Annotated in this window: 21 protein-coding genes and 2 tRNA genes; 8 read left to right on the forward strand and 15 right to left on the reverse strand. The window is 60.2% G+C overall.

Annotated features, from left to right (window positions below; all coding sequences use genetic code 11):
• Positions 1-64: 64 nt before the first annotated feature.
• Positions 65-721, forward strand: a complete 657-nt coding sequence (locus WMO20_RS11515; protein ID WP_154265622.1) for a phosphatase PAP2 family protein — start codon at positions 65-67, stop codon at positions 719-721.
• A gap of 237 nt (positions 722-958) precedes the next feature.
• Here WMO20_RS11515 and gluQRS read toward each other — a convergent pair whose 3' ends face one another.
• From gluQRS to WMO20_RS11535, 4 genes are all read right to left on the reverse strand, one after another.
• Positions 959-1,930 carry a tRNA glutamyl-Q(34) synthetase GluQRS gene (gluQRS, locus tag WMO20_RS11520; protein WP_117929190.1) on the reverse strand — a complete coding sequence of 324 codons (972 nt, stop codon included), beginning with the start codon at positions 1,928-1,930 and terminating at the stop codon, positions 959-961.
• 123 nt (positions 1,931-2,053) lie between these two features.
• Positions 2,054-3,412: a 6-phospho-alpha-glucosidase gene (locus WMO20_RS11525; protein ID WP_005924354.1), complete on the reverse strand. Its 1,359-nt coding sequence runs from the start codon at positions 3,410-3,412 to the stop codon at positions 2,054-2,056.
• Between the two features lie 68 nt (positions 3,413-3,480).
• Positions 3,481-5,040, reverse strand: coding sequence for a PTS transporter subunit EIIC (locus WMO20_RS11530; protein ID WP_349186930.1), 1,560 nt, complete (start codon positions 5,038-5,040; stop codon positions 3,481-3,483).
• An 86-nt stretch (positions 5,041-5,126) separates the two neighbouring features.
• Positions 5,127-5,945 (reverse strand): PRD domain-containing protein, encoded by an 819-nt coding sequence (locus tag WMO20_RS11535; RefSeq protein WP_349186931.1) that lies wholly within the window; start codon positions 5,943-5,945, stop codon positions 5,127-5,129.
• Positions 5,946-6,294: 349 nt separating this feature from the next.
• Between WMO20_RS11535 and WMO20_RS11540 the strand changes: the two genes are divergently transcribed.
• Positions 6,295-6,909, forward strand: a complete 615-nt coding sequence (locus tag WMO20_RS11540; protein WP_349186932.1) for a hypothetical protein — start codon at positions 6,295-6,297, stop codon at positions 6,907-6,909.
• 256 nt (positions 6,910-7,165) lie between these two features.
• Here WMO20_RS11540 and WMO20_RS11545 read toward each other — a convergent pair whose 3' ends face one another.
• Positions 7,166-8,290 (reverse strand): DUF362 domain-containing protein, encoded by a 1,125-nt coding sequence (locus WMO20_RS11545; protein ID WP_349186933.1) that lies wholly within the window; start codon positions 8,288-8,290, stop codon positions 7,166-7,168.
• Positions 8,291-8,700: 410 nt separating this feature from the next.
• Between WMO20_RS11545 and WMO20_RS11550 the strand changes: the two genes are divergently transcribed.
• The gene (locus WMO20_RS11550; protein ID WP_349186934.1) at positions 8,701-9,978 is read left to right on the forward strand and encodes a chloride channel protein; all 1,278 of its coding nucleotides are present in this window, start codon (positions 8,701-8,703) and stop codon (positions 9,976-9,978) included.
• A 66-nt stretch (positions 9,979-10,044) separates the two neighbouring features.
• On the opposite strand, the gene WMO20_RS11555 is transcribed toward WMO20_RS11550, so the two are convergent.
• The gene (locus tag WMO20_RS11555; protein WP_207642880.1) at positions 10,045-10,896 is read right to left on the reverse strand and encodes an undecaprenyl-diphosphate phosphatase; all 852 of its coding nucleotides are present in this window, start codon (positions 10,894-10,896) and stop codon (positions 10,045-10,047) included.
• A 197-nt stretch (positions 10,897-11,093) separates the two neighbouring features.
• Here WMO20_RS11555 and WMO20_RS11560 point away from each other — a divergent pair, with 197 nt between their 5' ends.
• From WMO20_RS11560 to WMO20_RS11580, 5 genes are all read left to right on the forward strand, one after another.
• On the forward strand, positions 11,094-11,507 hold the full coding sequence (locus WMO20_RS11560; protein WP_005924324.1) for a potassium channel family protein: 414 nt from the start codon (positions 11,094-11,096) through the stop codon (positions 11,505-11,507).
• Positions 11,508-11,552: 45 nt separating this feature from the next.
• Complete coding sequence (locus WMO20_RS11565; RefSeq protein ID WP_055186401.1) at positions 11,553-12,221, forward strand: potassium channel family protein; 669 nt, start codon at positions 11,553-11,555, stop codon at positions 12,219-12,221.
• The gene (locus WMO20_RS11570) at positions 12,218-12,649 is read left to right on the forward strand and encodes a PH domain-containing protein (protein ID WP_349186935.1); all 432 of its coding nucleotides are present in this window, start codon (positions 12,218-12,220) and stop codon (positions 12,647-12,649) included. The genes WMO20_RS11565 and WMO20_RS11570 overlap by 4 nt, the downstream gene beginning before the upstream one ends.
• A complete protein-coding gene (locus WMO20_RS11575; RefSeq protein ID WP_349186936.1) occupies positions 12,646-14,001 on the forward strand; it encodes a YdbT family protein in 1,356 nt (451 codons plus the stop codon). The genes WMO20_RS11570 and WMO20_RS11575 overlap by 4 nt, the downstream gene beginning before the upstream one ends.
• 76 nt (positions 14,002-14,077) lie before the next feature.
• Positions 14,078-14,740: an HAD family hydrolase gene (locus WMO20_RS11580; protein WP_349186937.1), complete on the forward strand. Its 663-nt coding sequence runs from the start codon at positions 14,078-14,080 to the stop codon at positions 14,738-14,740.
• A 55-nt stretch (positions 14,741-14,795) separates the two neighbouring features.
• Here WMO20_RS11580 and WMO20_RS11585 read toward each other — a convergent pair whose 3' ends face one another.
• The 9 genes from WMO20_RS11585 to mnmG form a co-directional block, all read right to left on the reverse strand.
• On the reverse strand, positions 14,796-15,086 hold the full coding sequence (locus WMO20_RS11585; protein WP_349186938.1) for a DUF2442 domain-containing protein: 291 nt from the start codon (positions 15,084-15,086) through the stop codon (positions 14,796-14,798).
• Positions 15,087-15,379: 293 nt separating this feature from the next.
• Positions 15,380-15,451: transfer RNA gene (locus WMO20_RS11590), tRNA-Glu, on the reverse strand.
• Positions 15,452-15,542: 91 nt separating this feature from the next.
• Positions 15,543-15,619, reverse strand: a tRNA-Met gene (locus WMO20_RS11595).
• 414 nt (positions 15,620-16,033) lie between these two features.
• Positions 16,034-17,365: a serine--tRNA ligase gene (gene serS, locus WMO20_RS11600; RefSeq protein ID WP_055186395.1), complete on the reverse strand. Its 1,332-nt coding sequence runs from the start codon at positions 17,363-17,365 to the stop codon at positions 16,034-16,036.
• Positions 17,366-17,460: 95 nt separating this feature from the next.
• Positions 17,461-18,336, reverse strand: a complete 876-nt coding sequence (locus WMO20_RS11605; protein WP_316540236.1) for a ParB/RepB/Spo0J family partition protein — start codon at positions 18,334-18,336, stop codon at positions 17,461-17,463.
• Positions 18,337-18,358: 22 nt separating this feature from the next.
• Complete coding sequence (locus WMO20_RS11610; RefSeq protein WP_170126605.1) at positions 18,359-19,192, reverse strand: ParA family protein; 834 nt, start codon at positions 19,190-19,192, stop codon at positions 18,359-18,361.
• A gap of 651 nt (positions 19,193-19,843) precedes the next feature.
• Positions 19,844-20,638 carry a ParB/RepB/Spo0J family partition protein gene (locus tag WMO20_RS11615; RefSeq protein ID WP_349186939.1) on the reverse strand — a complete coding sequence of 265 codons (795 nt, stop codon included), beginning with the start codon at positions 20,636-20,638 and terminating at the stop codon, positions 19,844-19,846.
• 154 nt (positions 20,639-20,792) lie between these two features.
• Positions 20,793-21,500, reverse strand: coding sequence for a 16S rRNA (guanine(527)-N(7))-methyltransferase RsmG (gene rsmG / locus WMO20_RS11620; RefSeq protein WP_349186940.1), 708 nt, complete (start codon positions 21,498-21,500; stop codon positions 20,793-20,795).
• A 64-nt stretch (positions 21,501-21,564) separates the two neighbouring features.
• Complete coding sequence (gene mnmG, locus WMO20_RS11625) at positions 21,565-23,439, reverse strand: tRNA uridine-5-carboxymethylaminomethyl(34) synthesis enzyme MnmG (RefSeq protein WP_112091468.1); 1,875 nt, start codon at positions 23,437-23,439, stop codon at positions 21,565-21,567.
• Between the last annotated feature and the right edge of the window lie 247 nt (positions 23,440-23,686).

Below are 23,686 nucleotides of genomic sequence, written 5' to 3' on the forward strand. Positions count from 1 at the left end.
TCGTTCGGGCGTATAATTTCTCAATGCTATCGAGTTCTGCTCTTCTGCAAAAGGAGGCTATTCTATGAAACGCAGCTGGCTTGCGCGCCACCCGGTCGGGTTCATGGCGCTGTATTCTATATTTTATCTTTCCGTTTTTCACTATCTGGAGTCAAACGTCCCCCTGCGCAGCATTCTGGTGCACTGCCGTCTGGACGATCTGATCCCTTTCTGCAAATATGCGGTGATCCCCTACTTTGCATGGTTCGTATGGATCCCCTTCACCCTGTTCTATCTGCTGTGGAAAGCCCCGCGTGAGGACTTCTGGCGGCTGTGCCTGCCGCTGTTCTCCGGCATGACCATTGCACTGGCGTGCTACGCCGTGCTGCCCACAGCGCTGGACCTGCGCCCCTACTGGGTGCCGGGCAGCGACATCTTTGCGCGGGTGGTGCGCTTTTTGTACCGCACCGACACCGCCACCAACGTCTGCCCTTCCATCCATGTGTTCAACTCGGTAACGCTGCTGCTGGCGTACTACCGCAGCCATATCTTTGATGCACCGCGCCGCCGCTGGATGCGTCCCGCAGCCGCTGTGCTGTGCATTTCCATCGTCTGCTCCACCGTGCTGCTCAAGCAGCACAGCTGCATCGATGTGGCCTTGGGTGCGCTGCTGGCACTGGCGCTGGACAGCGCCTTTACCGCCCTCGAGCGCAGCCAGCTGCCGCAGGTGCGGAGAGCATAAAACTCTTTTTTCGGCAGCGTGGGACGATTTGAAATGCCCTCCGCGCTGCTCTGGGCATAATCAGCGGAATTATCGTTTTTATTTTGGCTTCCAAAAAGTCTGCGGACTTTTTGGAAGCCTTTTTTCACGCTGAAAAAGTGGCTCAGAAACGCCCGCAGGCGTTTCTGAGCCACAAATTATAATAATAATTTTTCCGCTGAACATGGCCAAAGTGCACGCGGCGGCCATTCAAAATCGTCAAAACAGCCCCTCGGGCAGGCAGATATCCTGCTTTGGGACTTTTGTCCACGCAAAGTCCGGCACAAGGCTTTCCGGGGTGCGGGGCGCGGGCTCCGGCTGCAAGCCGTAGGCATAGGCAAGCTTACCGATGATCTCCGGGGCGGTATATTTTGCCCGCAGATTTTCAAGGCTCTGGTCGCCGTCCCGCTTGGACAGCCGCCGCCCGTCCGCTGCCAGCAGCAGCGGGCAGTGGGCAAAGCGGGGCGGCTGCAGACCCAGCAGACGGTACAGGTACAGCTGCCGCGCCGTGGAGGACAGCAGGTCTGCCCCGCGCACCACCTCGGTGACGCCCATGCGGGCATCGTCCACCACCACTGCCAGCTGATAGGCAAACACGCCGTCTGCCCGGCGCAGGTAGAAATCGCCGCAGTCCCGCAGCAGGTTTTCCGTATGGGTGCCCATGCAGCCGTCCGTAAAGGTGATCTCCTCATCTGGCACCATCAGGCGGTAGGCAGGGGCTTTCTTTTTGCGCTTTTCCGCAATTTCCTCCGGCGTCAGCCCCCGGCAGGTGCCCGGGTAGATGACGTTGCCGTCCGAGGTGTGGGGTGCGCTGGCGGCGTGCAGCTGGGAGCGGGAGCAGAAGCAGGGGTACACCAGCCCCCTCTGCTCCAGTTTGCGGTAGCTTTGGGTATAGATGTCCCCGCATTCGCTCTGGTAATAGGGCGCGTGTGCGCCGCCGGTGCTGCCACCCTCGTCCCATGTAAGCCCCAGCCACGCAAGATCCTGCTCCAGCAAGTCGGCGTAGACGCGGGGGCAGCGCTCGGCGTCCAGATCCTCGATGCGCAGCACGATGCGCCCGCCCTGACTTTTTGCGCTGAGCCATGCCAGCAGGCTGCACGCCAGATTGCCCAGATGCAGCCGTCCGCTGGGGCTGGGCGCAAAGCGCCCGGTGACCGGGCGGTTTTGGGATACAGGGACTTGGTTTTGCATGGGTGTGCTTCCTTTCGCTTTTACTGGTTTTTTCTCATTATAAGCCCTTGCTGTGCAAAGGTCAATGCGCATAAAAAAGCCGCCGCAGGCGGCAATACCTGCGGCGGCTGTAAGGTCGGCTGCTCAGTGCAGCTCCGGCCAGTAGCCCTTGTTGGCTTCGATCATATCGTCCAGAATGGCCTTGGCAACGCTCATGCTGGGCACAGTCTTGTTCAGGGTGAAGGCCTGCAGCACCTTCTCGTAGCTGCCTTCCACGCAGCCCTCTACCAGCAGCTTTTCGCTGTTGAGCTGCTGCATCATCAAGCCCTGCTGGAACAGCGGGATGTTGTCCCGGGCAATGACCTCCGGGCCGTTTTTGCCGATGTAGGCGGGCAGCTCCACCATTGCGTCATAGGGCATATTGGGGATAGCGCCGCGGTTCTCGGTGATGATGAGGAAGCGTGCCTTGGTGTCGTTCTTCAGCGCAGCGGACAGATCTGCGATCCAGTCGCCGTGGCTGCCGGCATAGAAGGTGTTGGCGTCCACTTCGCCGGTCTTGAGGTAGTGGTCGATGCCGTCGAACAGGTTCTTTTCGCGGGTCTCCTCCACCTCGTTGGCGCGGGTGTGGTTCGGGTCCGAGTGCTCCACGAACTCCTTGGCCTGCAGATAGTAGTTCAGGTAGGTGTTGGGCAGGTACTCCGGGAAGTTTTCCATGATCTCGTACTCGCCCTTCCACACATAGTACCAGCTGCCCTTGGTGTGGCGGTTCTGGCTGCTGGAGGAAGTCAGCGCGCCCATGCCCTTGAGGTAGCTTTCCGGCAGAAGGATCTTGTTCTCCTTGATGTAGGCGCGCAGCTTGGGCATCAGGTCCTCGCCGTGGTACTGGATGGAGGTGAACCAGCCGAAGTGGTTCAGGCCAAAGTAATCGTAGACGATCTCCTTCTTGTTCTGGATGCCCATGGCAGCTGCCACCACGTCAATGATGGCGATGGGCATATCGCAGATGTTGATGATCCGTGCCTTCGGGCGCAGCTTGCGGCAGGCTTCGGATACGATGGCGGCGGGGTTGGAGTAGTTCAGGATCCAGTAGTCCTTCTTGGCATACTTTTCCACGTCGTCGATCAGCTTGATCATGGGGAAGATGGTGCGCATTCCGTAGGCCATGCCGCCGCAGCCGCAGGTCTCCTGTCCCACGCAGCCGTGGCGCAGAGGGATCTTTTCGTCCTGCTCCCGCATGGCGTAGCCGCCCACGCGCATCTGGGCAAACACAAAAGAGGTATCCGTGTAAGCCTGCTGCACATCGGTGGTGACCACCAGCTTGATGTCGGTATTCAGCTCCTTGTGCAGGACCCAGTCCACCACAACGGCAACCTTGTCCTGCCGCTCCTTGTTGATGTCGAACAGACGGATCTCGTCCACTTCCAGTTCTTCCCGGCGCAGGGCGATGGATTTGACGATACCGGCGGTAAAAGTGCTACCGCCGCCAGCAATGGTAATGACCATAGTTAAACGCTCCTTTTTTGTATTTTCAGGTTAGCCCGGCGCAGTCCGCCGGGGCGCGGAAAAGCGGTTTACTGGTTTTCCAGCTGTGCTTCCACAGCACGCTTGATATCGGCTACCTGCAGACCGTAAACGATCTGGATATCGGTACCCTTTTTCACGATGCCGCTGTTCGGCAGTTTGTTGATGGCAGCTTCGTCCAGCTTTGCGGGGTCCTTGATGTTTACCCGCAGGCGGGTGAAGCAGTTGTCCACCGACAGGATGTTCTCCTTGCCGCCCAGACCGTCGATGACGCACTGTACCTCGGCGGCGTTCTTCACGCTTGCCTTCTTGGCGGGTGCATCGCTCCCCGCGGTCTCGGTGCTCACCTCTTCCCGGCCGGGGGTGTGCAGGTTGAAGGCCTTGATCAGCAGGGTGAACACCACAAAGTACACTGCGATCTGGCACAGCGCCAGCAGGTACAGGGTGGGATAGTTGGTCTTATCTGCACCGGCAGAAAGGTTCATCAGCACCGAGCCGAGGAGGTTGGTGGTAAAGCCGGTGACATGGAAGATGTGCAGCAGCACGATGAACAGGCCGGAGATGCAGGCGTGTGCCACCCACAGGATGGGAGCAGAGAAGCAGAACATAAAGTCCAGCGGCTCGGTGATGGAAGCCAGAGAAGCGGTAAAGGCCAGCGGCACCAGAACGGCAGCGGTCTTTTTGCGGTTCTCCTTGCGGGCGCAGAAGATGAAGGCCGCCACGATGCCAAAGTAGCCGAAGGTCTTGGTGAAGCCGGTGTACATCCACACGATGCCGTCCGAGAAGGGCAGACCCATGCTGTACTCCATCATCATGACGATGTAAGAGCCGGTGTAGGTGGCATCGCCCACGGTCAGGCTGTTGCCCAGTGCAGAGAACTGGAAGGGGGTGTAGATGAGGTGGTGCAGGCCGGTGGGGATGAGGAAGCGCTCCAAGAAGCCGTACAGGAACAGGCCGAAGTTGCCGGAGGTTGCGATCAGATCGGTCAGTGCGCTGATGACGCTCTGCACCGGCGGCCAGAAGAAGCAGGAGCCAAAGCCGAACAGGATGGAAAAGACCACCATGCAGGTAAAGGACCAGCGGTTGCCGGAGTAGATCTGGGTGATGATGCCCTTGAACTGCTTTTCACAGGTGCGGTTGTACACCCAGCCGCAGACAAGACCCAGCAGGATGCCGCCGAACACGCCCATATCCACCGTCTGGATGCCGAACACGGTGGACTGACCGGTGCCGTACAGACCCACCAGCGGGTCAGCCTCGGCCAGCATACCCAGCTGGGTCAGGGTGACGTTGCCGGCGGTCAGATACATAAAATAGCTCATCAGGCCGATGATGGCAGCCTGCTGCTTGTTCTTTTTGGCAAGCGCCGCTGCGATGCCCACGCAGAACATCAGGCTGAGGTTGTTGATGATGACCATGATGCAGTTGTAGATCAGCTGTCCCAGCAGCTTGATGGGGGTCCACTGCAGAACGGGGATCATCGCACTAAGGCTTGTGCTGGTAAGCAAAGCGCCCAGCACAAGGATCAGGCCTGCTGCCGAGATATACGACAGCGGTGAGAGCATGGCTTTGGAGAACTTTTCCAAGCCATTCATGACTTTTTCTTTCATCGTGTAATACTCCTCACTTTTTGACTTGACTGTTTTGGGGGATGATTTCTATTCCGCAGGGCTTCCGGACGCCCTGTTGAAGCGTTTTATCCTACGATCTTGGTCAGGTGGATGAGCAGATAGACCTGCTCCTGATGATCCAGCTCGTAATCAAATTCCTGCCGCAGATAGGCATTGATGCGCTGTAAACACACCTCGTTGCGGCTGTCGCGCTGCAAAAGCACCGCGTACATGGATTCCAGCCCGGCGTCCTGCCAAGGAGTGTGCCGCAGGATGCGCGCCGCCAGAAACTTGAGGTGCACGGTCAGGCGGGTGGTCTCAAGGCTTTCTTCCTCAAAGGTGCAGTGATAGGTATCGCAGATGATCTCCTTGACCGCCTTGACGAATTTTACGGTATCGTAGGCCAGCGCGCCGTCCGCCGCACCGGCTACCAGATGCAGGGCAATGTAGCCCGCTTCGTCCTCCGGCAGCTGTACGCCGCAGAACTGCCGGACAAGTTCCAGCGCCCTTTGCCCCACTGCGTACTCCTTCGGGTACAGCATCCGGGTCTCCGAAAGCATGAGGTTGGGCAGAAAGGTGCCCTTTTCCACACGTTCCAGCGCAAAACTGATGTGGTCCACCAGCGAGATGGTGCTTTTGCTGCTGAGCAGGATGCCCTGCTCCTCTGCCGCCAGCGAGATGCGCTCGGCGGCCTGCATCACCTGCGGGGTAACGTTATCCAGCATCTTGAGGAACTTGGTCTGCAGCTCGTTCTGCACATAGTACACCTTGGAAACGCGGTTTTTGTCGATCATGTCTCCCGGGCGGCGGCCAAACCCAAGCCCGTTGCCCACGAGAATGGCTTCCCTGCCGTCCGGCATGACCACCGACACCGCATTGTTATTGAATACCTTTACAGCCTGCATCGCCGCACTCCTCCGCTTCCATGCCGCAGCTCTTGTGAAAAAGAAAAGGGCACAAGAACCAAAGGGATGCCGTTGCCGCCTTCCCTCTGATGCTCATGCCTGATCGAACAGTTACACGCACTGATAAATTCACTTGTCTGTCTTTGATTATACGAGCCAGCGCGGAGAATGTCAATGCGTTGAACTGCCCGAAATTCAAGCTGCATTTTTGTATATCCTGCACAGGTGCTGCTTGAAATTCGTCCTGCGCAGAACGATTGACAACGCCGTGCGCAGAACGTATACTTAGGGTGTAGATCCCGCTTTGCTCCGGCGGCTTGCCGGGGCACCAGTTACGGAGGTTTTTCTTATGACATCGAAATATATCCGCTCCCTTGCGCTGCTGCTGTGCGCCGCTTTCCTGGGCTGTCTGCTGGCAGCCTGCGGCGGCTCTGCAAGCAGCCCCGCATCCAGCGCTGCGCCCGCCTCGGACAGCGCATCCGCTTCCGGCTGCAGTGAGCTGCCTTCCTCCACCACAGAAGCCAACACCGGAGAGCTGAACCCCGGCAATTTCGACGAGAACTCGGTGTTCTCCATCACCGGCACCTCCAACGCCTTTGCGCCCTGTCTGGGCTGGGGGCCCGGCGTATCCGGCTGCTCTTTGAAATCGGTCATCGCGGCGGCATCGCTGCTGCACTGGGCCGAGGACGCGCGGATGTCCAGCCGCTCCCCGGAAGCCATTCAGGAAGCCTTTTACAGCTGGTACGACGGCCTGACCGACAACCAGCAGGAGGGCTTTGCCGAAGCATGGCCGCTGATCAAGGACGCCGCGCTGGACCTGCTCAGCGATAAGGACAGCATGACCGGCCGCATCGCGGATGCAGGGCTGGACGCTGACACCCTGCCCGGCTGCACCCTGAAAAACTGGCAGGCGCTGCAAGCTGTGCTGGACGATATCGTGCCGGAGACGAACGGCGAAGCTTAATAAAACAAAAAAGCATCTGCAACCATCGCTTCTGAATTTCAGAATCAGCGATTTTGTTGCAGATGCTTTTTCTTTAGCGGGCTCGCCCTCTCCGTCACCTACGGTGACACCTCTCCCAAAGGGAGAGGCCTTGGCAGAAAGATGAAGTCTGCGTGGACTGCCAAGGGCTCCCACTTTGGGGGAGCTGGCATCGCGAAGCGATGGCTGAGAGGGCGAGGATGCTGACCATGTGCAGCATCCCTTCTGTTTCTGATTTTTATACCTTTTTCAGCACATACTGGCGGGTGCCCATGCCCACCTTCTCGGCCTGCTCAAGGGTGGCCTTCCACTCGATATTGGGGTTGGAGTCCTTGAAGTTGTCGTGGTAGCAGTTCCAGCCCGGCTTTGCAAGGTTTGCGCCCAGCTGGCTGTTGGGCAGCGGGGCGGCGTTCAGGCAGGCGTCCACGCAGGCCTGGTCCAGCGCCACCGGGTCGAAGGACGCAAAGATGCCGATATCCGGCAGGATGGGTGCATCGTTCTCGCCGTGGCAGTCGCAGTTGGGGCTGATGTCCTGCACCAGAGAAACGTGGAAGCAGGGGCGGTCGTGGCAGACTGCGGCGGCGTACTCGGCCATTTTGCGGTCCAGCAGCTCGTTGGCGCAGTCGTTGGGAGAATAGATGGCGTCAAAGCTGCAGGCGCCGATGCAGCGGCCGCAGCCCTTGCACTTGTCGTAATCAATGACCGCCTTGTTTTCGGCATTGTAAGTAATGGCGTCCGAGCCGCACTCCTTGGCGCAGCGGTGGCAGCCGCGGCACAGCCCCTCCTGCACGGCGGGCTTGCCGGCAGCGTGCTGCTCCATCTTGCCCGCGCGGGAGCCGCAGCCCATGCCGATATTCTTGAGCGCACCGCCAAAGCCGGTGGACTCGTGGCCCTTGAAGTGGGTCAGGCTGATGAACACGTCCGCGTCCATGATGGCACGGCCGATCTTGGCGGTCTTGCAGTATTCGCCGTTCGGCACCGGCACTTCCACCTCGTCCGTGCCGCGCAGACCGTCACCAATGATCACCTGACAGCCGGTGGTCATGGGCCAGAAGCCGTTCAGCTGGGCGCAGCTCAGGTGCTCCAACGCATTCTTGCGGCTGCCCGGGTACAGGGTGTTGCAGTCGGTCAGGAAAGGCATACCGCCCTGCTCCTTGCACAGGTCTGCCACCACCTTGGCGTAGTTGGGGCGCAGAAAAGCCAGATTGCCCAGCTCGCCGAAGTGCATCTTGATGGCCACGAACCGGCCGTCCATGTCGATGTCCTTAATGCCGGCGGCAATGCACACCCGGCGCAGCTTTTCCAGCAGGCTGGTGCCCACCGGACAGCGGAAATCCGTATAGTAAACTTTGGATGCTTCCATGGTGTTTTTCCTCCCATATCTTTCCGGCGGCGTCTGCCGCGCAGTCTCTCTTTTGTTCAGTATAGCACACCCGGGCGAGCGGTGTAAACAGGAAAAAGAACAGAGCCATAGGAATCAATTATTGCAGCTTTGCCCGGAGGGACAAAAGCCTTCACCCCTTGGGGGGAAGGTGGCGCGCAGCGCCGGATGAGGGGTAATTTCCCGTAAGCTGCTGCTTGCCTGCGCCCTCATCAGTCACCTGCGGTGACAGCTTCCCCCGACCGGGGGAAGCCTTCAGTCGGAAAATTGATTCCCGTAGCTCTGCCCATTTTGGGGTTGACAGCCCTGCCCTGCGGTGTTATCTTATATCGGTTCCAAAAAATATCGGTTCCAAAAAACGGAACGGACGTCAAGATATAGGAGTTATGTCTATGAACGATTTTGATACATTCTGGCACGAAGCGAAAGCCGCCCTGCGGGTGGCACTGCAATGGTTCTTTCTGGCAGTTCCCATGGGTCTGCTCTGTGGATTTCTGGGCACCTTGTTCCACCTTGCGGTCGAGCACGCCACCGAGCTGCGCGCCGCGCAGCCCTGGCTGCTGTTCCTTTTGCCTGTGGCAGGTCTGCTCATCAATGCCCTTTATAAGGTAACAAAGTGCGAGGGTGTGGGCACCAACAACGTTCTCCGCGCCGTGCAGAGCGGCGAGCCGGTCAGCATCCTGCTGGTGCCCGCTATCTTTCTGGGCACGGTGCTCACCCACCTGTGCGGCGGCTCTGCCGGCCGCGAGGGCGCTGCGTTGCAGATGGGCGGCAGCATCGGCTGGAACCTTGGCACCCTGCTGCGGCTCAAGGACCACGACCGCCGCACCGCCACCATCAGCGGCATGGCTGCGTTCTTCTCTGCCCTGTTCGGCACCCCGCTGGCGGCGGCCTGCTTTGCCATGATGGTGGAGGATGTGGGCCTGACCTTTACCGCTGCCTTTGTCCCGGCCTTTACCTCTGCCCTCCTCGCCTACGGCTGCTCGCTGGTCTTTGGCATCGCGCCCACCCACTTTGCCCTCACCGCACCGGAGCTGAACGTCCGCACCGCCCTGCTGGTCATCCTGCTGGGTGTGGCCTGCGCTGCCGTTTCCCGCCTGTTCTGCTACACCCTCCACTTCATGGAGCATACCGTACCAAAGCTTCTCCCGAACCCGTGGGTGCGGGTCTTTGCGGGCGGCGTGCTGGTCATCGGCTTTTCCTATCTCTTCGGCGTGGGGCGGTATAACGGCGCGGGCATGAGCGTCATCACCGCCGCCGTGGAGCAGGGACAGGCGCTGCCGTGGGATTTTCTGTGCAAGATCTTCCTCACCGCGCTGACCCTTGCCTGCGGGTTCAAGGGCGGCGAGGTGGTGCCCAGCTTTTTTGTGGGCGCTACCTTCGGCTGCGTGGTCGGCCCGCTGCTGGGTCTGCCCGCCGGGTTTGCGGCGGCGGTGGGGCTGGTGTCCATCTTCTGCGGTGCCACCAACGTCCTGATCCCCTCCATCCTGCTGGGCTTTGAGCTGTTCAGCGGCGCCGGGCTGGAGCTCATCGCGCTGGGCTGCGGTATCTGCTTTATGCTCTCCGGCCACCACGGCCTGTACAGCAGCCAGACCTTTGTCACCAACAAGCTGCGCTCGGAGTATATGTCCCACAAGTGGCGCGTAAAGGTAAAAAAAGCGGAAGAGTGAGCTTTCCTATCAAAACAGGGGCTGTTGCGCAAGCAACAGCCCCTGTTATCATTATAAGATTTTCTCTTATGCCAGCGCGGTGATGGCTGCCACAGCCAGCACGATAGCACCCAGCACGATGCGGTAGATGCCGAAGAACTTGAAGTCGTGGCGCTTGACATAGTCCATCAGGAAACGGATGGCCGCAAGGCTGACCACAAAGGCCACAACACAGCCCACCAGCAGCACAGCGATCTCGGTGCCGGTGATGGATACGCCGGAAACCGCGAACTTGATCACCTTGAGCAGGGATGCACCCGCCATGACCGGGATGGCCAGATAGAAGGTGAACTCTGCCACGCAGGCGCGGGAGAGCCCCAGCAGCAGACCGCCCACGATGGTAGCACCGGAACGGGAGGTGCCGGGGATGATGGCAAGGCACTGCCACACGCCGATGAGCAAAGCGTCCCGATAGCTGATCTGTTCCAGCTTTGTGACCCGGGGCGTGGTGCGGCGGTTCTCCACCACAAGGAAGAGCACGCCGTACAAGATCAGCATGGCGGCTACGGTGATGTAGTTATAGAAGTGCTCCTCCATCCAGTCGTCCAGCGGGCTGATGACCAGCACCGGCAGGGTGGCGGCTACCACCTTGAACCACAGGTTCCACACGCTGGGCTTGGAGATGACCTTGCCCTGCCGCAGCCCGAAGGGCCACAGCTTATTCCAGAACAGCACCACCACGGCCAGAATGGCACCCAGCTGGATGACCACCCGGAACATGGACATGAATTCTTCACTGGCATTGAACTTGACGACCTGCTCCACAAGGATCATGTGACCGGTGGAGGAGATGGGCAGCCACTCGGTAATGCCCTCCACGATACCCATCAGGATCGCTTTGATGATCTCGAAAAACGTAATAAATCCCTCCTGCAGCACCCCGCTGGGTGCGTAGTTTTTTCAAAAGCAGTTCCAGTATACCATACTATGAGCCGCTGTGCATACAGATTATAGAAATTTTCCCCCGGGCGCTGTATTTATCTGCCCCGGGAAATGTGCTATACTATAAAAATAAGAAGTCTGTCCGCTTTCTGCGCCCGGCGCAGAAAGCTCTGAGAACAACGAGGTGAACCTTCATGAACATACTGGTGATCGGCTGCGATCAGGTAGGTGCGGCGCTGATCCGCGATCTGGAACGCATCGGCCATGATATCTCGGTGGTGGAAAAGGACCCTGAGCAGCTCAAGCGTCTGGATGCCTTTGACGATTATACCTTTCACGGCACCGCCCTTGTGGGCGACCCCACCGACCCGGACACCCTGCGCCGGGGCGGCGTGGAGAACTGCGACGCCGTGGCGGCGGTGACCGAGGAGGACTCGGTAAACCTGATGGCCGCACAGCTGGCGAAGAACATCTTCCGCCGGGATAAAGTCATCTGCCGGGTGTCCGACCCGCATCTGCAAATTTTATACCACAAGGCTTACGAGCTGGAGACCATCTGCCCCACCGTGCTGACCGAGCAGGCGGTGTTCCGGGCACTTTCCAAGTAAAACAGCCTGTTTTTCGCTTTACAGACCGTAGAATGAGGTAACGATATGAAAGTTTGTATTGCCGGCGGCGGCCGGGTGGGGATGTATCTTGCCCAGAGCCTGCTGTCCCACCGCCATAAGGTGACCATCATCGAGCCGCAGGAGGCGCTGTGCCGTACCCTTGCCGACACGCTGGATATCCCGGTCATCTGCGGCGACTCTCTGAGCTTTGACACCCTGCGCACCGCCGATGTGGCCAGCTGCGACGCCTTTGTGGCGGTGACCAACACCGACGAGACCAATCTGGTGGCGTGCCAGATCGCCAAGCGGGAGTTCGGCGTGAACCGCACCGTGGCGCGCGCTTCCAACCCCAAGAACCGGGACATCCTGCACACGCTGGGCGTGGACACCGTGGTGTGCGGCACCGACAACCTGAGCCACATTCTGGAGCGGGAGATCGAGACCGACACCATCCGGCAGCTGCTGTCCCTGGGCGGCGGCACTGCCAGCCTGAATGAAATTTTGCTGCCGGAGGACTTTCAGTTTGCGGGCAAGGAGATCAAGGAGATCCCCATTCCCGGCGATGCCATTCTGGTCAGCATCACCCGGGATACCGAGTTCATCATCCCTCACGGCAGCACGGTGCTGCTGCCGTGGGACCGGCTGCTCTGCCTGACACAGGACGACACCCTGCATCTGCTGATGGATGCGTGGGGTCTTTCCTCCCACAAATGAGCGAGCAGGAGCTGCTGCGCACCGCCCTGGTGCTGCCGCCCCGCGCCCGCCGGGTGCTCTGCGTCTGGGCAGCTGTGCCCGGGCTGGTCTGCGCGCCCTTTGCCTTCTGGCAGAGCGTGTGGGCGGGCGCAGTCTTTTGCGCTGTATGGGCGGCGCTGGTGGCGCTTGTCCGGGCGCGCTGCTGCAGCTTTGTCGCCGCCCTGACGGCAGACAGCGTCACGGTGCAGTCCGGGGTGGCTGTCCCTGTGCTGCACCGCATCCCGCGCCGGGCGGTCACCGGGGTGCAGCTGCTGCGCACCCCGCTGCTGTGGGCGGCAGGGTGCACCGTGCTCCTTGTGCGCAGCCCGGGCTTGCAGCTGGTGCTGCCCGGCATCCCCGCCGCACAGGCCACTGCGCTGGCGGCGGTTCTGATGGAGGGCAGTGTATGAACCGGGAAAAGCACTTCCACCCGCTGGCGGCGCTGCATCTGCTGCGCAAGACTTTGCTGGTGTACCTTCTGCCGCTGGTACAGGTGCTTTTTGACCGCAACTGGGACGCCCTGCGTGCGGCGCTGCGGCAGGAGCTTGTGCTGCTGATGTTTATCAGCGCCGTGTGCTGGGCGGTGTACTACGGCGGCCGCTGGCAGGTGGATGCCGAGGGCACAGTGCACGTCAGCTGGCGGCTTGGCGTGCGGCTGGACCGCGCCCTGCGCGCCGAAGGTCTGGCGGCGCTGGTGCTGGAGCAGCCGCTGGTCTACCGCCTGACCGGTGCCTGCCGGGTGGTGCTGTACCCTGTGGGGCAGACACAGACCATTACCCTATATCTTACCCGGCAGCAGGCCGAGGAGCTTGCCGATGTGCTGCTGCCGGTGACAGAGCCGCTGTGGCACGCGCCCAAGGGCGGCGAAAAGCTGGCCTTTACGGTGCTGGGTGCCAACGGCCTATCTACCCTGTTTTTATGGTGGCTGGCCATTCACCAGACCCAGAGTTATGCCCCGGATGCCCAGACCGCTGCCCTTGCGCAGCTGGGCCAGCTGGCGGCGTTTGCCGCCCGCTGGCTGCCGCTGGGCGCGGCGTGGCTGCTGGTGCTGGCGGGTACGCTATTCTGCATCAGTCTGGTGCGCAGCGCCTTGCAGGCGGTGCATTATACCGTCTGGCGCACCGATACCCAGCTGGGCAGCCGGGGCGGGCTTGTACGCCGGTACGAGATGCGGCTGCGGCTCTGCCAGCTGAACTACGCCGACCTGCGCCGCTCCCCCGCCACATGGGCGCTGCATTACTGCCCGGTATTTGTCTCGGCAGGGGCGTGCCGCCCGGAGCTGCCTTTGTTCGTCTGGCGGGAGGGCACTCCGCTGCTGCGGGAGCTGCTGCCGGAGATGGCGCAGCTGCCCCCGGACACCCGCGCCGACACCACCGACCGCAGCATGGTGTTCTTTTTGCCGGCGGGCATCCCGCTGGGGCTCTGCCTGCTGCTGACGGCGGTATCCCGCACCACCCTGCCTGCCCTTACCCTGCCGCTGCTCATCCCCACCGGGGTGTTTGCCGCGCTGCTGGGCGCTGCCGCCGTGGGCTGGCACCGGGAGGGCGTATGGCAGCAGCAGGGACAGCTGCTGCTCTGCCGGCAGCACCAATTCCATCTGCACCAGCTGTGCGTGTTCCACCCGGACACCGGCTTTACCGCCCTGCAATCCCCTTGGGCGGTGACGGTGCAGCGTGCCAACCTGACCCTTGTATTTCCCGGCAAAGAAAGGGTCACGGTGCGCAGTGTGCCGCTGGCGGCTCTTGATTTTCTGGGAATATAGAAGTATACTTGCGATGCCCCGCTGAACCTACGGTCGGCGGGGCATTTTTGTAACACAGAGCAACGGAGACTATTTTATGATAAAGACTGTATTATTTGATCTGGACGGCACCCTGCTGAACACCATCGACGACCTTGCCGATGCCGGCAACTGGGTGTGCGCACAAAACGGCTGGCCCACCTTTACGGTGGAGCAGTTCAAGCTGATGGTGGGCAACGGCATCCCCAAGCTGGTGGAGCGGTTCTCCCCCGCTGACGCCCGCACCCCGGCGCAGCTGGCGGCGACGCTGGCGCAGTTCACCGCCCGGTACGATGCCCACAAGGAGGACAAGACCGCGCCCTACCCCGGCATCCCGGCGCTGCTGGACGCACTGAAGGCCGAGGGTATCCAGTGCGCGGTATTCTCCAACAAGGCCGATGCGCTGTGCGGCGGCATCATTGCCCACTACTTTGGCACCGGCCGCTTTGACGCCGTGCGGGGCAACCGCCCGGGCGTACCCACCAAGCCCGACCCCACCGGGCTGTACGCCCTGATGACCGAGCTGGGCGCAGACCCCGCCGCCACCCTTTTTGTGGGCGACAGCGATGTGGACATCCTCACCGGGCACAACGCCCAGTTGCCCGCCATGGGCGCGCTGTGGGGCTTCCGCGGCCGCGCTGAGCTGACCGCCGCCGGTGCCGATGCACTGGCAGAGGTGCCGGAGGATATCCTGCGGTATGTGCAGGAGCAGAATAAATAAATAAAAACACGGGAAGGTCTGCAGATCTTCCCGTGTTTTTGCGTATTTTTGCGGATCAGGATGCCGATTCCAGCGGGTCTACCACCACAGGACAGGTCTCGTACAGCTCGATGGGGTCCAAGTCCACACAGCTGCCGGGGTCCCGGTCACCAGTCACATCCCATGCAGCGGTGTCGTTCAGGACGGTCAGGCGGCTTTTGAAAAAAGCTTCATCCTGCAAGGGCGCAAAGACCCCGCCCAGCGCAAGCAGCGGCTTTGCGTCATACAGACGCACAGAGCCATCGTTGAAATAGAGGTACACCGTAAAGTCCTCGCCCGCAACAGCCTGCAAGACCTTTGGGAACATTGTGACCCGTATCCCGCAAAACAGACTGATCTCCGGCATAACACATCCCACCTTTTCAACGTAAGTATATCTTATTTTTTGAAAAAAGTCTATATCCTGTATTATATAGCTAAGATTCCCGTACGGGTCTTAGCGGCAGCTACCACGGTAGACATTCCTACAGGGTGGGACCCGAACACTAAAAAAGAGCCCACTGGGCTCTTTTTTGCCGCCTGCGGGCGGCCGTGTTCCTTCGATTCCTCGTACGGGTTGCATGAAAAAATCCCTGATCCTAAGATCAGGGATTTTATTCATGACCCGTACGGGAATCGAACCCATGTTACAGCCGTGAAAGGGCCGTGTCTTAACCGCTTGACCAACGGGCCTTACAAATACAGAGCTTCGCTAAAACCTCCGACTTTCATCGTCCACTACTGCGGACGACCGTCCCCCTTATCTTAGCGAAACTCTGTAACGTGGTAGCGGTAACTGGATTTGAACCGGTGACACTTCGGGTATGAACCGAATGCTCTAGCCAACTGAGCTATACCGCCACATATTTAGCTTGCACTTGAACGGTGCTTTATTATTATATCCATAGATGCCCTTTTTGTCAACACATATTTTCAAAAAATTTTGCAGTTTTTTGAGATTTCAATCTTATTAACGTAGATACGTTGAAATGTTGTATTTCTTGTCATTTTGCGGGAAAAACTCCCCCAGTCTCGCTGCGCTCGACAGCCCCCTCTAGGATGGGGCCTTTGGCATAGCGGCAAAGTTTCCGGCTAAAGTGCAAAGTTTGCGGGTGCGCCAGAGGCTCCCTCCCAGAGGGAGCTGGCAAAACCGTCAGGTTTTGACTGAGGGAGTTAAGCACCCGCTTTCCCACACAAAAAGCACCGCTTCCCTGTACGGAAAGCGGTGCTTTTTTCAACCTTTTTCTGCCCGGATGTGGAAAACCCGGTGCAGTTTTAGTTCTTCTTATTGGTGGGGACCATGACCTTCAGCCCGCCCATGTACGGCTGCAGCACTTCGGGGATGGTCACGCTGCCGTCAGCCTGCAGGTGGTTCTCCAGGAAGGCGATCAGCATACGCGGAGGTGCCACGCAGGTGTTGTTCAGGGTGTGGGCCAGATAGGTCTTGCCGTCCTTGCCCTTGATGCGGATGTGCAGGCGGCGTGCCTGTGCGTCACCCAGGTTGGAGCAGGAGCAGACCTCGAAGTACTTCTGCTGGCGGGGGCTCCAAGCTTCGATATCGCAGCTCTTGACCTTCAGGTCAGCCAGATCGCCGGAGCAGCAGTTCAGCTGGCGCACGGGGATCTCCATGCTGCGGAACAGCTCCACGGACATCTGCCACAGCTTCTCGTACCAGTCGGCGCTCTCCTCGGGGCGGCAGACCACGATCATCTCCTGCTTCTCGAACTGGTGGATGCGGTAGATGCCGCGCTCCTCGATGCCGTGTGCGCCCTTCTCCTTGCGGAAGCAGGGGCTGTAAGAGGTCAGGGTCAGGGGCATCTTGCTCTCGTCCAGCGTCTGGTCGATGAAGCGGCCGATCATGGTGTGCTCGCTGGTGCCGATGAGGTACAGATCCTCACCCTCGATCTTGTACATCATGGCGTCCATCTCAGGGAAGGACATGACGCCCTGCACCACGTTGCCGTGCATCATGAAGGGCGGGATGACGTAGGTGAAGCCCTTGTTGATCATAAAGTCGCGGGCGTAGGCCAGCACAGCCTCGTGCAGGCGTGCGATGTTGCCCAGCAGGTAGTAGAAGCCGTTACCGGCCACGCGGCCTGCGGCGTCCATATCGATGCCGTCAAAGCTCTCCATGATCTCGGTGTGGTACGGGATGGGGAAATCCGGCACGACAGGCTCGCCGAAGCGCTGAGCTTCCACGTTATAGGTATCGTCCGGGCCGATGGGCACGCTGGGGTCGATCATCTGGGGAATGGAGTACATGATCTCCTGAATGCGGGCAGACAGTTCCTCCTCTTCCTTCTCCAGCTCTGCCATCTTGTCGGCGTCCGCCTTGACGGCGGCGTTGTTGGCGTCGATCTGTGCCTGCAGCTCAGCCTTCTGTGCCTCGTCGGTGCACTTCTTCAGCTGGCCGAACAGCGGGCCGTTGGCCTTGCTCAGCTTGTTGCGGGCGGCCTTCAGGGCCTCCACTTCCTTCAGGGCTGCACGGTACTTGGCATCCTTTTCGATGACCTCGTCCACCAGCGGCAGCTTGGCGTCCTGAAACTTCTTTTTGATGTTTTCCTTAACGGCGTCCGGGTTCTCGCGGACAAATTTGATATCCAGCATGATTGACTCTCCTTAACTCTATTGGGCTTGCAGCGGTGCACTTGCGGCTTTCCGCTGCCGTTCAAAGGCGGCAGTTCCCGCCTTGGATCGCATGATTATTCGGTTTCCATCTGGTACTGTCCCAGCAGGTTTGCAAAGGCGCGCAGCTGCTCGTCGGAGTAAAAATGCACCGTCAGCTTGCCCTTGCCGCCGTGGTAGGCCACGTTCACCTCGCTGCCCAGCACCTGTTTCAGGCTCTCCTCCACCTCCACCGGCAAAGTGCCGCGGGGTGCGGGTTCGCGGGGCTCCTTGGCGGGCTTTGCCATCTTTTTGCAAAGCGTCTCGGCCTGACGGACGTTCAGCTGGTTGTCCGCGATGATCTGCGCGGCTTCGGCCTGCAGTTCCGGTGTGGGCAGACCCAGCACCACCTTGGCGTGACCGGTATTGATAAAGCCGCTCTTCAGCAGTTCCAGCACCGTTTCCGGTAAGTTGAGCAGACGCAGGCTGTTTGCCAGCGCGCTGCGGCTCTTGCCCAGCTTGCGGGCGGCCTGTTCCTGTGTCAGATCGCAGCGGGTCATCAGCTCCCGGATGCCGGCAGCTTCTTCCACCGGGTCCAGATCCTCGCGCTGCAAATTCTCCACCAGCGCCAGCTCCATGGCCTGCTCATCGGACACATCCTTGATGACCACCGGCACCTCGGTAAGACCCGCCATGCGGGAGGCTCGCCAGCGGCGCTCGCCTGCCACGATGCTGTAACCGCCCATGGGTCTTGGACGCACCGCGATGGGCTGCAATAAGCCGTGCTCGGCGATGCTGGCAGCCAGTTCGCTGAGGGTCTCCTGCTCAAAGGTCTTGCGGGGCTGGTCGGGGTCCGGCTCGATCTCGCGCAGCGGCAACGTTTCCACCGCTGCGTGCTCTGACTCAAAGACCGGTGCTGCGTCCTCAAACAGACTGTCCAGCCCGCGTCCGAGCCCTCCTTTTCCTCTTGCCATTGTTTACCTTGTTCCCCCTGTTTTAATCTTCCAGAGCATTTTTCGCCGGCTCTGCGGCGGGTGCAGCCTTTGCGCGGGACTTTTTAGGTTCCTGCGGGCGGTTGTGCTTGACAAATTCGATTGCCAAGTCCATGTAGGCTTCGCTGCCCTTGCCCTTCGGCTCGTAGAAATTGATGGGCTGGCCGTAGCTGGGCGCCTCCGAAATGCGGATGGAGCGCGGGATGGTGGTCTTGTACACCTTGGAGCCAAAGTATTTCTGCACCTGCTCCACCACCTGCACGGTCAGGTTGTACCGCAGCGAGAACATGGTGAACACCACGCCCTCGATATCCAGATACGGGTTATACTTTTTGCGGATGGTCTTGAGGGTGCTGATGAGCTCCGACAATCCTTCCAGCGCATAGTATTCGCACTGCACCGGGATGAGCACACTGTCGCAGGCGCTCAGGCCGTTGAGGGTGAGCAGATCCAGACTGGGCGGGCAGTCGATAAAGATGAAGTCGTAGTCCTTCTGCACCTCAGCCAGCGCCTTGCGCAGACGCCCCTCGCGGCCGGGCAGGTCGATCATTTCCAAGCTGGCACCGGCCAGCCGGGTGTTGGAGCCGATGACATCGGTGCGGTACTCGGTGTGCCGGATGGCCTGCGCCGCCGTTGCCCTGCCGATGAGCACCTCATAAGTGCCCGCTTCCACGCTGCGCTTTGGGATGCCATAGCCGGTGGTGGTGTTGCCCTGCGGGTCAAGGTCTACGATAAGCACCTTTTTGCCCAGTGCCGCTACGCAGGACGAAAGGTTGACGGCGGTGGTGGTTTTGCCCACTCCGCCCTTCTGGTTTGCGATCGCTACAATTTTTGCCACGCGCTTTTCTTCCTCCCGGGGAAAGATTTGTTCCACGTGGAACACGCAGTCGTGCCCGCCGGTTTCCCCGTCCGGCAGACACCTTGGCTTCTAGTATAACACATCCAAATTGTTTTTTGAACCATCTGGAGCGTTTTTCGGCTGGATTTTTAACTTTTGAGGGTGGGAAAGTGGAAAAAGCGAGAAGAATACTCCCCCAGTCATCGCTGCGCGATGCCAGCCCCCTCGGAGATGGGGCCTTTGGCATGGCGGGAAGGTTTCTCATTGCTATTGATACTTTAGCGACAGAGTTAACGGCGTGCGCCCTCTCAGTCACCTGCGGTGACAGCTCCCCCAAAGGGGGAGCCAAGAGCACGCCAGGAAGCTTCCTCTTTGTACCTAATACTTTAGTGCCAAACTTTACGGCTTGGCTCTCCCTTTGGGAGAGCTGGCACGGCGTAAGCCGTGACTGAGGGGGTATCTGCCAAAACTCCCCCAGTCTGCTGCGCAGACAGCCCCCTCTGAGATGGGGCCTTTGGCATGGCGGAAGAGTTTCTGGCTGAAGTGCAAAGCTTCCGGGAGCGCCAGAGGCTCCCTCCCCGAGGGAGCTGGCAAAACCGTCAGGTTTTGACTGAGGGAGTTCGTTCCCTCCCCTGTTCCACATGGAACAATTCATTTTTCCGCGGCGGCGGTGGGGATGCGGACGGTGTACTCGATGTAGCCGTCCTTCTCTTCCCGGTGGGCGGTGGCGGGCACGCCGTTGTCGGTCATCAGCCGGATGGCGTGGTCGATGGTGTTGACAAAGATGCGCACGTCCCGCACCATGGAGATGCGGTGCCCGGCCTTGGGCGGGCTGTTCAGCAGCTTCTCAATGTAGCTGTCGGTCTGGCGGGCGTTCAGGCGGCGCTTGGCGATGGTGATCAGCGCTTCGCTGCGGCGGTTCTCCGGCAGGCGCAGCACCGCGCGGGCGTGGCGCTCGGTGAGGTTGTTGTCCAGCACGAACTGCCGCTGGTCTGCCGTCAGCTGCAACAGCCGCAGCTTGTTGGCAAAGGTGGGCTGTGCCATGCCCAAGCGCTTGGCGGCTTCCGCTTGGGTGCAGTCCCACAGCACCATCACATCCCGCAGCCCCTGCGCCTGCTCAAAGGGATTCAGGTCGGCGCGCTGGATGTTTTCCAGCAGACCCAGCGCGGCGGTGCGGTCGTCGGCGTAGCTGCACAGGATGGCGGGGATGGTGGTCATCTTTGCCAGCTGACAGGCGCGCAGCCGCCGCTCCCCTGCCACCAGCTCGTAGCCCTCTGCCGCCCTGCGCACCGTGACCGGCTGGAGCAGACCGTTCTCCCGGATGCTCTGCGCCAGCGCGGTCAGCTCCTGCTCGTCAAAGCTTTTCCGCGCCTGAAAGGGCGACGGGTGGATCTGGTCGATGGGCAGAGAGAGTAATTTCCCGGACGGTTTCTTGCGTTCAAACATGATGCTGCCCCTTTCCTGTGAAATAAACCTTCGGTTTTTCCACATTTCTCCGGGAAATCGTGGAAAACCTGTTCAGCTTCAGTGTAGCACACAAAGAAAGACCCCGCCAGAAATTTCGTTCGGCAGGGTCTTACAGGTTGCGTCAAGTTATGCGTTATTTCAGCGGGCTTTTTGCAATTTTACCGCCGTTTCTGGGGTATGCTGTCGGAGTTTGCGAAATCTTTTTGCACAAAATCAGCGTGCGGGTGTCGCCGCCGGGCAGGTGCAAAGTGCGGGTCTCGCGGTACTCGCCGCCCAGCTTTTTGATAGCACCCCGGGCAGCGGTCAGCTCCTCTTCCCCGGATGCACCCTTCATGGCAAGGAAGTTGCCGCCCACCTTCACCAGCGGCAGGCAGTATTCTGCCAGCATGGGCAGGGCTGCCACGGCGCGGGCAGAAGCCAGATCGAACTGTTCCCGCCACACCTTGCGGGCAGCTTCCTCGGCGCGCTCCTTGGCAAACTCCACCCCGGTCAGACCCAGCTGGGCGCAGGCGTACTTCAAAAAATCCACCCGCTTGCCGGTGGGCTCCATCAGGGTTAATTCCAGCTCCGGTTTGAAGATCTTGGTCACGATGCCCGGAAAACCTGCCCCGGCACCCACGTCCACCATGCGCCCGGCTACCTCCGGCTGGCTGGCAAACAGCAGGCTGTCGAGGAAGTGTTTGTCCTCGATGCCCTCCGGGTCGGTGATGGCGGTCAGGTTGACCTTCTGGTTGTAGTCTACAAGGATCTGGGCAAAGGCGTCCAGCTGATCCAGCTGGGTGCCGGTAAGGGTGATGTTCCATGTGGAACATTTTGCTTCCAGACGCTGTTTGTCGATCATTGGTGTTGTCCTTTCTGTCGGGTGGTTGGGGTAGCACAATCGTTTATTTTATCGCAATTTCGTATTATTTTTGTTGTTTCCCTGCCAGTGCAATGCTCAGCTGCGCCACATCGGAGGGTGAAACGCCGGGGATGCGCCCCGCCTGCCCCAGATTGCGGGGACGGATGCGGGCCAGCTTTTCCCGGGCTTCCAGCGTCAGGCCGGTCAGGGCGGCATACTCAAAATCCTCCGGGATGAGGGTCTTTTCGTGGCGTGCCACCTCCCGGATCATCCTGTCCTGTCGGGCGATGTAACCGGCGTACTTGATCTCCGTCTCCAGCCGCTCCGCCAGCATGGGGGTGATCTCCTCTCCCCAGCCGATGATGCCCGCCACCAGCGGGTAGCTGATCTCGGGACGGCGCAGCAGCTCCTCGGCAATGCCGCCCTCGGCGGCGGGGGCAAGACCGGCGGCTTCCATGGCGGCGCGCAGGTCTGCGGTGCGCAGATGCGTCTCGTGCAGGCGGCGGCGCTCGGCTTCCAAAATGTTCTGGGTGTGCTGGTACTTTGCCCAGCGGTCATCCTGCACAAGGCCGTATTCCCTGCCGATGGGGGTCAGGCGCTGGTCGGCGTTGTCCTGCCGCAGGGTCAGCCGGTACTCGCTGCGGCTGGTCATCATGCGGTAGGGGTCCATGACGCCCTTGGTCACAAGGTCGTCCACCAGTGTGCCCAGATAGCTGGTGTGCCGGGGCAGCACCAGCTGCTCTAAGCCCAGCGCGTTGCGGGCGGCGTTCAGACCCGCCAGCAGACCCTGCGCGGCGGCTTCCTCGTAGCCGGAGGTGCCGTTGAACTGCCCTGCCCCGTACAGACCCCGCACCACCTTGCTTTCCAGCGTGGCTTCCAGACTGGTGGGGTCTACGCAGTCGTACTCGATGGCGTAGGCGGGCCGCATGATCTCCAGATGCTCAAAGCCCTTGATGCTGTGGTAGAAAGCGTTCTGCACGTCCTCCGGCAGGCTGCTGGACGCACCCTGCAAATACATTTCCTCGGTGTTTTCGCCGCAGGGCTCTACGAACAGCGGGTGGCGGTCCTTGCCGGAGAAGCGCACCACCTTGTCCTCGATGGAGGGGCAGTAGCGCGGGCCGACACCCTCGATCATGCCGCCGTACAGCGGGCTGCGCTGGATGTTGTCCAGAATGATTTTATGCGTCTCGGGGTTCGTGTAGGCGATCCAACACTCCACCTTGTTGTGCATGGGGGCATCGGTCAGAAAACTGAAGGGCTGCAATTCGCTGTCCGGGTCGCCGGGCTGGCATTCCAGCTTGGAAAAATCAATGCTGCGGCGGTGCACCCGGGCGGGCGTGCCGGTCTTGAACCGGCGCAGCGGCAGACCGGCGGCTTTCAGGCTGTCGGTCAGGGCGTTGGCGGCGTGCATCCCGTCCGGGCCGGAAGCATACCACGCATCGCCTACGAATATTTTGCCGCCGAGGTTCGTACCGGTGGCAAGCACCACGCACTTGGCGGTGTACTCGCCGTGCAGCTGGGTGACAACGCCCTTCACATGGCCGTTTTCCACTTCCAGCGCCACCACCTCGGCCTGATGGATGGCAAGCCCCGGGGTCTGTTCCAGCGCGTGCTTCATGTATTCGTTGTAGCGGCGGCGGTCAGTCTGCACCCGCAGTGCGTGCACGGCGGGGCCTTTGCCCTTGTTCAGCATCCGGCTTTGCAGATAGGTAGCGTCTGCCGCCAGACCCATCACGCCGCCCAGCGCGTCCACCTCCCGCACCAGCGTGCCCTTGGCGGTGCCGCCGATGCTGGGGTTGCAGGGCATATTGCCGATGGCGTCCAGACTCATGGTAAAGACAGCCGTTTTTGCGCCCAGTACAGCAGCTGCGTGGGCGGCTTCGATGCCCGCATGGCCAGCGCCGATGACAATGACATCATAATCTCCTAAGTGGTTCATATACTTTCGGGTTTCCTCTAATCAATGATTTAAAATGCAAATTACCTTGGGGCTGAACTCCCTCAGTCAAAACCTGACGGTTTTGCCAGCTCCCTCGGGGAGGGAGCCTTTGGCATGGCGGGAAAGTTTGCGACTAAACCGCAAAGCTTGCGGGCGTGCCTGCTCCCCCGGGGGGAGCTGTCGCGCAGCGACTGAGGGGCTATAAATGGAGAAGCGAAAAAAGCGTTAAAGCGCTAGCGCCGACTGG

This window comes from Faecalibacterium intestinale (assembly GCF_040096575.1).
Taxonomy (GTDB): Bacteria; Bacillota; Clostridia; order Oscillospirales; family Ruminococcaceae; genus Faecalibacterium; species Faecalibacterium intestinale.

What these genes read in the sequence shown, in the direction of transcription:
- WMO20_RS11515 (WP_154265622.1), top strand. Translation starts at nt 65, where the DNA reads ATGAAACGCAGCTGGCTTGCGCGCCACCCGGTCGGGTTCATGGCGCTG.
- gluQRS (WP_117929190.1), bottom strand. Translation starts at nt 1,930, where the DNA reads ATGCAAAACCAAGTCCCTGTATCCCAAAACCGCCCGGTCACCGGGCGC.
- WMO20_RS11525 (WP_005924354.1), bottom strand. Translation starts at nt 3,412, where the DNA reads ATGGTCATTACCATTGCTGGCGGCGGTAGCACTTTTACCGCCGGTATC.
- WMO20_RS11530 (WP_349186930.1), bottom strand. Translation starts at nt 5,040, where the DNA reads ATGAAAGAAAAAGTCATGAATGGCTTGGAAAAGTTCTCCAAAGCCATG.
- WMO20_RS11535 (WP_349186931.1), bottom strand. Translation starts at nt 5,945, where the DNA reads ATGCAGGCTGTAAAGGTATTCAATAACAATGCGGTGTCGGTGGTCATG.
- WMO20_RS11540 (WP_349186932.1), top strand. Translation starts at nt 6,295, where the DNA reads ATGACATCGAAATATATCCGCTCCCTTGCGCTGCTGCTGTGCGCCGCT.
- WMO20_RS11545 (WP_349186933.1), bottom strand. Translation starts at nt 8,290, where the DNA reads ATGGAAGCATCCAAAGTTTACTATACGGATTTCCGCTGTCCGGTGGGC.
- WMO20_RS11550 (WP_349186934.1), top strand. Translation starts at nt 8,701, where the DNA reads ATGAACGATTTTGATACATTCTGGCACGAAGCGAAAGCCGCCCTGCGG.
- WMO20_RS11560 (WP_005924324.1), top strand. Translation starts at nt 11,094, where the DNA reads ATGAACATACTGGTGATCGGCTGCGATCAGGTAGGTGCGGCGCTGATC.
- WMO20_RS11565 (WP_055186401.1), top strand. Translation starts at nt 11,553, where the DNA reads ATGAAAGTTTGTATTGCCGGCGGCGGCCGGGTGGGGATGTATCTTGCC.
- WMO20_RS11570 (WP_349186935.1), top strand. Translation starts at nt 12,218, where the DNA reads ATGAGCGAGCAGGAGCTGCTGCGCACCGCCCTGGTGCTGCCGCCCCGC.
- WMO20_RS11575 (WP_349186936.1), top strand. Translation starts at nt 12,646, where the DNA reads ATGAACCGGGAAAAGCACTTCCACCCGCTGGCGGCGCTGCATCTGCTG.
- WMO20_RS11580 (WP_349186937.1), top strand. Translation starts at nt 14,078, where the DNA reads ATGATAAAGACTGTATTATTTGATCTGGACGGCACCCTGCTGAACACC.
- WMO20_RS11585 (WP_349186938.1), bottom strand. Translation starts at nt 15,086, where the DNA reads ATGTTCCCAAAGGTCTTGCAGGCTGTTGCGGGCGAGGACTTTACGGTG.
- serS (WP_055186395.1), bottom strand. Translation starts at nt 17,365, where the DNA reads ATGCTGGATATCAAATTTGTCCGCGAGAACCCGGACGCCGTTAAGGAA.
- WMO20_RS11605 (WP_316540236.1), bottom strand. Translation starts at nt 18,336, where the DNA reads ATGGCAAGAGGAAAAGGAGGGCTCGGACGCGGGCTGGACAGTCTGTTT.
- WMO20_RS11615 (WP_349186939.1), bottom strand. Translation starts at nt 20,638, where the DNA reads ATGTTTGAACGCAAGAAACCGTCCGGGAAATTACTCTCTCTGCCCATC.
- rsmG (WP_349186940.1), bottom strand. Translation starts at nt 21,500, where the DNA reads ATGATCGACAAACAGCGTCTGGAAGCAAAATGTTCCACATGGAACATC.
- mnmG (WP_112091468.1), bottom strand. Translation starts at nt 23,439, where the DNA reads ATGAACCACTTAGGAGATTATGATGTCATTGTCATCGGCGCTGGCCAT.